Below are 5,562 nucleotides of genomic sequence, written 5' to 3' on the forward strand. Positions count from 1 at the left end.
CTTTCGGCATCAGGTAAGCCATCGAACCCAGGAACCTCCCTCCAATTCCTCCCGGCTGAACCGGGGATACGGCAGAGCGCCTCGTGGCGCACAAGGTCTCTTCCACCCGCCATCTGGGTCCGGCGACCCGGACCAGCTCGGTCAGCGGCACCGGCTGGTGTGAGAAGCAGCGGCAGTAGGCGAGTTCGCCGGTGGCACGGTTGCGGCGGATCAGCATTTGGTGGCGGCCCGGGCAGGGGTCGGCCAGGGCGATGACCGCCCAGCCGTAGAAGCGGTGCCCCTTGGCGCCGGCCCCTGCCGACAGCTTCTGCCAGGCCCGCTTCGGCACCTTCGCGGCCAGGGCATCCGCGCGGAACTTCCCCGCACCGGTGGTGACTATCCGGAAGGCAGCACGGCGCACGCCGACACGACCGCGCCCTGCGCCACTCTCCTGGTTCTCATGGAACGACGACACCGCATGCCCCGGCCGCGAGGCCAGAGCAGGCGGTGCTTCATAACGGGTTCGCCGCCGGACGCGTCGCGGCCCATCGTCGGCCCGTACGCGTACGAAGGCCGCGTACGGGCCGCTCGCCATGTACCGCCTAGTCGTCGATCGCCGCCCCGTACAGCGCGTCCGTCGGCAGGCCGCCGAACGCGCTCGGGCCGTAGTTCCAGGAGCCGGAGGTGGTCAGGCCCGAGCTGCGTGCGGAGAACACCCAGACGTAGCCGTCGTTCGTGTTCTCACCGGGTGCCGAGGCGAGCAGGCCGAAGCGGCCGTCGTCGTTCGGGTCGGTGAAGGAGACCTGGCCGCCGAACTTGTCGCCCTTCTCGACGGCGCCCGGGACGTTCGCGGTGCCCTGGCTCACGGACAGTGCGCCGGTGGACGTCATGCCCTTGACCGAGCCACGCAGGACCGTGACGGCGCCCGCGTTCGCGACGGCGCCGATGTCCTCGCCCGCGACACCGATCGCCACGTCCGCGTATCCGTCGCCGTTGCTGTCGCCGACGGAGAGGTCGGTGCCGAAGCCGTCGCCCTGCTCGCTCGCGCCCGGCACGCCCGCCGAGTTCTGGGTCCACCACACGGGCGGGGTGCCCGGCCCCTCCTGGCCGGCGGGCCCGTCCGCACTGCCGTAGTAGACACCGACCATGCCGCCGGTCATGCTCTCGCCGCCGTCGTCCGGGCTGTGCGGCTCGCCGGTAACCAGGTCGTCATAGCCGTCGCGGTTGATGTCGCCGGACGCGACGACCGGGCCGCCGCGCACCGCGGTGATCGGCAGCGGCTCTTCGTTCGATGCGGAGCCGGGCAGGATGTACGACCAGCCGTAGCCCGGCTCGTCGCCCACGCTGGTGCCGGAGACGACCAGGTCGGCGAAGCCGTTGTTGTCGTAGTCGCCCGTGGTCATCGACTTGGGCTGGATGCCCGGCGCGTCGGCGACGGAGGCCTGGCTGAGCGTCTTCCGCGGAAGCGAGGTGAGCGTGGTGCGCGACTTCTGCACCGACCGCCGCGCCTGCACGTCCGCGCTCTTGGCGGTGGACTGGGGGGCGGGCTCGAAGGTGTAGATCGTCAGCCCGACCGAGTCCATGACGGCGAGGAAGTCGCCCGGAGTGGTGTCGCCGAAGCGGGCCGCGGCGAGCGAGGCGCCGAACCTGCCGCCCGTGGTGAGGTCGTCGGACTGCAGCCAGTCGCTGGCCGATCCGGTCAGGCCGTTCGGCGTGCCCCACAGGACGACCGCGCCGCCCGCGTTGGTGACGGCGCCGAGGTCCTCGCCGGGGATGCCGATGATCGCGTCGTCGTAGCCGTCGCCGTCGAGGTCGCCGGTGGCCAGCGACTTGCCGAAGCCGTCACCGGTCTCGGCGGCGCCGGGGACGCCCGTGGAGTTCTGGCTGAAGGCCTTGACCCTGGTCGTGCCGATGCCCCTGGGTCCGCCGTACTGCACGGTGACCATGCCGGCGCCCTTGTACCCACTGACCGCCGCCCCGGGGCCACCGACGAGCACGTCGTCGTACCCGTCGCCGTTGAAGTCGGTGTTGCGGTCGTTGGCGTGTGTTCCGCCGGGTGTTCCGGCGTAGACACTCGGAGCGGTCGCGATGACCGCGCCCGTCACGAGGAGAAACGATGCCGCCGCGACGGCGGCCGAGCGGTGCTTGCGCATGAGCGGCTCCTTGGCTCAGATACGACCGGCTGGCTCGGGGGGCGCGGGGGTGTCCGGATAGGCCCCGTTCCTATGTCCGGCGCCGTGTTTGACGCCGCATGGGGAGCAAGGGTTGCACGGGAGGACATGTCTGTTTTGCTGAAGAAGATCACCTTTTCGCCGAAGAAGATCGCTTCGAGTCGGGCACCCGGGGCGAGGACAGCCGCGCACACGCGAAAGGCCGGAGCCATACGAGGTGACTCCAGCCTTCGACGTTTGATCAGCCGACGGGAACTGCCACGGCGCGGATCCCGTGAGTTCTCCAGAATCTGCTGAGGACCTTCACCACCGCCACCGCCAGCGCCGTCAGCCCGAGCCGCCTCGACTTCGACCAGGCCGCGGAATGGTCGGACGAAACGAGAATGCTTCAGGAATTGTCAACTTGACCCGGCCCTAAAGGACTCCGTTGGGAAAGGGACGAACCGCCAGCCGTGGTGGTCACTTTGGCTCACGGACCCGCAGGTCAAGTGATCCACTCCCAGCCAGAGTGCGAGCCGGGATGCCCGCCCTGTCCTTTTGCCAACGGAGTCGTGAACGCCGGGGCTTTCTGCAAGAGTCCCGGTAAATGTTCCTCGGCAACCGGTAGTTTCCGGCAGAGGTAAGCAAATCCGTCCGCGGCCGCCTGAAGCGGTAACCGTCGTAGGAGCAACGAGCGGATGATCGCCGCGCACGGCCGGATCCCGAAGACGTGCAAGTGCTACGCCCGGCTGGTGCGTGAGCAGCGAAAGAACGGGTGGCTGCCGCGCACGAACCACTGGCCCGTGTGGCCCGTGCATGGCTGACCCCGTCCCCCGCCGTCCCGGCCAGCCAGGGCTACGCCACGGGGTCGAGGCTGCCTTCCAGGGTGGTGCGGGTGACCAAGGGGCGGTCCCAGCGGGCGAGGATCTCGTTGGCGAGGTCCACGACCGGCAGGGGGTCGACGTCGTTGCGCACCTGAATGCCCGCGGCCAGCAGGCTGCGCGGGACCGCGTCAGCGTCCAGGAGCACGCGCCAGTCCTGCGGGCAGAGCTCCAGGAACTCCAGGCCGGTGAGCCGGGAGATCTCCAACGGGTCGGCGAGCGTGCCCGGTTCGGCCCTCAGGGTCCGCAGGCGCGGCAGGTCCACGACGGGCTCCAGGCTGAACGGTTCGCCCTCCCACAGGCCGATACTCAGGACCTCCAGTGCGGGGTGCGCGGCGGCTTCGACGCTTCTCAGACTGCCGCTGTTGACGTGCGCCACGGCCGACGGCGCGTCGTCCGCGCGCCCACGGGGATTGCGCCTTCGCCGTCCGGGGAGCACCAGCTGGGTGAGAGAGTCGGCGATCAGGCCCGCGCCGATACTCTCCTCTCGGGTGAGGACGATGACCTGCCCGCTGTGCCCGCCCGGTCCCGGGGTCAGGTCGACCGCGAGCCGGTCGCCGTCCCAGTGGCCGAAGACGATCCAGCCGGGTGAGCTGACCAGCCCCTGCACCGCTGTGTCGGACCGGGTGTCAACGGCCTCCGCCTCCATCGCCGCGAACCGCCACTGGGACCAGCGTGAGGCGGCGTCGGCGATGTACAGCTCGTCAAGGGGCAAGAGTTGGCAGCCGACGACGTTGGCGACCCGCATGGCCGACTCGTAGTCGTCGTTCCAGTCCTCCCACCGTGCCCGGGTCACCCGGTACAGCGCCTTGAGCTCGTCGGGCATCGCGACACCGAGGCGTGCCTCCGCTTCCGCCAGCTCCGCCTCCGTGGCGCCGACGGCGTCGGGGAGGCGTTCGCGCAGGAAGCTCTCCAGTGCCGCCGGATCCGCCGCCGGCGAGAGCTTCGCGCCGGGCACCGGATCGGGCAGCCGGCGCCAGGGCTCGGGCACGGCGCCTTCGACCAGCAGAAGCGCACCCGGGAGCGGCCCGCTGACCTCGGCCTCCACGGCGGGCCCGAAGTCGAGCAAGTGCAGCACGGCCGGGCCGTCCGGGGACATCCCGGCCACGAAGGAGACGCCGTCGGTGTCAGCCTGCGCGAGCGCCCTCCGCACCCGCTGCACGGCGTCGAACTCGGGCCGTCTGTCCGCCGCGTCAGGCGCCTGCCCGTGCATGGTGAACATCGTCCCCCATGGCATCGGCATGCTGTACGCGTGGGTGCCGATCCGTCCGGCAACGTGACCGCCCAAAGCCCCCGGCGTCGCGGAGTGAGCGGACCGCAGTACGTGCAGCAGCGGCTCCCAGGTCGTGAACTCATGGAGCGTGGACACAGGTGCCTCCGATCGGCGTGGTCAACGTGGCGAGGTGATTATCACGGGAGGCACTGACAGCCCCCTCCCCCAGCGGCACTCGGCCTCGCCGACGGCTCTGCCTTGAACGGCGAGGAAATTCGCGGAAGCCGCCGACCACGGCCCCGCTTGCCGCACCTCCCGGCTCGCAGACAGGCCCTGGCCGCGGACGACACGGAGATCATTTGCGGGACAGCCCTTAACCTCGAACTTTCGTGATGGGCCCCCGACTCCGTCGGGGGCCCACTTCGTTGTCGGTGGCCGAGGGTGGGCAGGCCGAGTGCCCGGGTGTCGTCTCGGGTGGACGCCGGGTTCCACTGCTCCGGGCTGGATCCTCTTCTCGTAGGAACAGACGAATCCGCTGGCCAGCCCAGGTTCGGCAGATGAACCCCGATGTAGCGACCGGGCACGCGAGACCCCACCCGCGCAGGACCCCGCCGCACTTCGGACAGGTCAACTCGGCTGCCGCAAGGCGCCGTTCGACAGCCGCGGCATCCGCCTCTACCGTGACCAAGAGCGCCTCCGAGCGCACCAGAACGGCCCTCCCGACATCGCTGCCAATCGAGACGGGAGGGCCGTGTGCAACACAGATTCCGCCACCATGCCCGGCACCGCACCGCGGGGGCATGCCCCCTTGGGGCTATGCCGCTGCTGCCTGGGCGAACGCGTCGAGGAGACCCGGCCAGCCGCCCGGCGAATCGAACGCGGCGCGGACCTCGTCTTGGGCTTCGCCGAAGCGGTCCAGGTCACGGTGTTCGAGCTCCACTCGAGTGCGATCCGGCCCTTCGGAGACGAAGCGGATCTCCACCTCAGTGATCAGCTGCGGGTCGAAGCGCCAGGCGGCGTCGATCTGCCAGGCCAGCACCAGGAGGGTGGGCGGCTTCCACGTCAGCACCCGGCCCCACTCGCACTCGCTGCCGTCGACGTCGATCTCGTACCAGCGACCGCCTTCCCTGCCTTCGAGGACCGCCTGCTTCAGCTCCCCCTCGCCGATCTTGTGGCCGCGCGGCCACCAGCTGTCCATGCCCTGCGTGAAGACGGTGAACGCCTTCTCGATCGGCGCCTGGACGGTCACCGGGTTCCTCCGAGGATGCCCCGGCCTTTAGGCCGGGGAGGAATCGGACTCCTGCGGAGTGGGGCAGGGGCGGCCGGATCGCCGTCAGGG

General features: G+C 70.3%; 3 protein-coding genes and 1 pseudogene. All 4 read right to left on the minus strand.

Features of this window, described 5'->3' with window-relative positions; translation table 11 throughout:
* Positions 1-97 precede the first annotated feature (97 nt).
* Positions 98-376, minus strand: a pseudogene (locus ACFYXB_RS45420) (IS701 family transposase); the annotation flags it as partial.
* A gap of 205 nt (positions 377-581) precedes the next feature.
* On the minus strand, positions 582-2,132 hold the full coding sequence (locus ACFYXB_RS45425) for an FG-GAP and VCBS repeat-containing protein (protein ID WP_389591356.1): 1,551 nt from the start codon (positions 2,130-2,132) through the stop codon (positions 582-584).
* Positions 2,133-2,984: 852 nt separating this feature from the next.
* The gene (locus ACFYXB_RS45430; RefSeq protein WP_389591357.1) at positions 2,985-4,379 is read right to left on the minus strand and encodes an SMI1/KNR4 family protein; all 1,395 of its coding nucleotides are present in this window, start codon (positions 4,377-4,379) and stop codon (positions 2,985-2,987) included.
* 658 nt (positions 4,380-5,037) lie between these two features.
* The gene (locus ACFYXB_RS45435; RefSeq protein ID WP_389591359.1) at positions 5,038-5,472 is read right to left on the minus strand and encodes an SRPBCC family protein; all 435 of its coding nucleotides are present in this window, start codon (positions 5,470-5,472) and stop codon (positions 5,038-5,040) included.
* Between the last annotated feature and the right edge of the window lie 90 nt (positions 5,473-5,562).

Origin of the sequence: Streptomyces sp. NPDC002619, from assembly GCF_042889305.1 — a bacterium.
Taxonomy (GTDB): domain Bacteria; phylum Actinomycetota; class Actinomycetes; order Streptomycetales; family Streptomycetaceae; genus Streptomyces.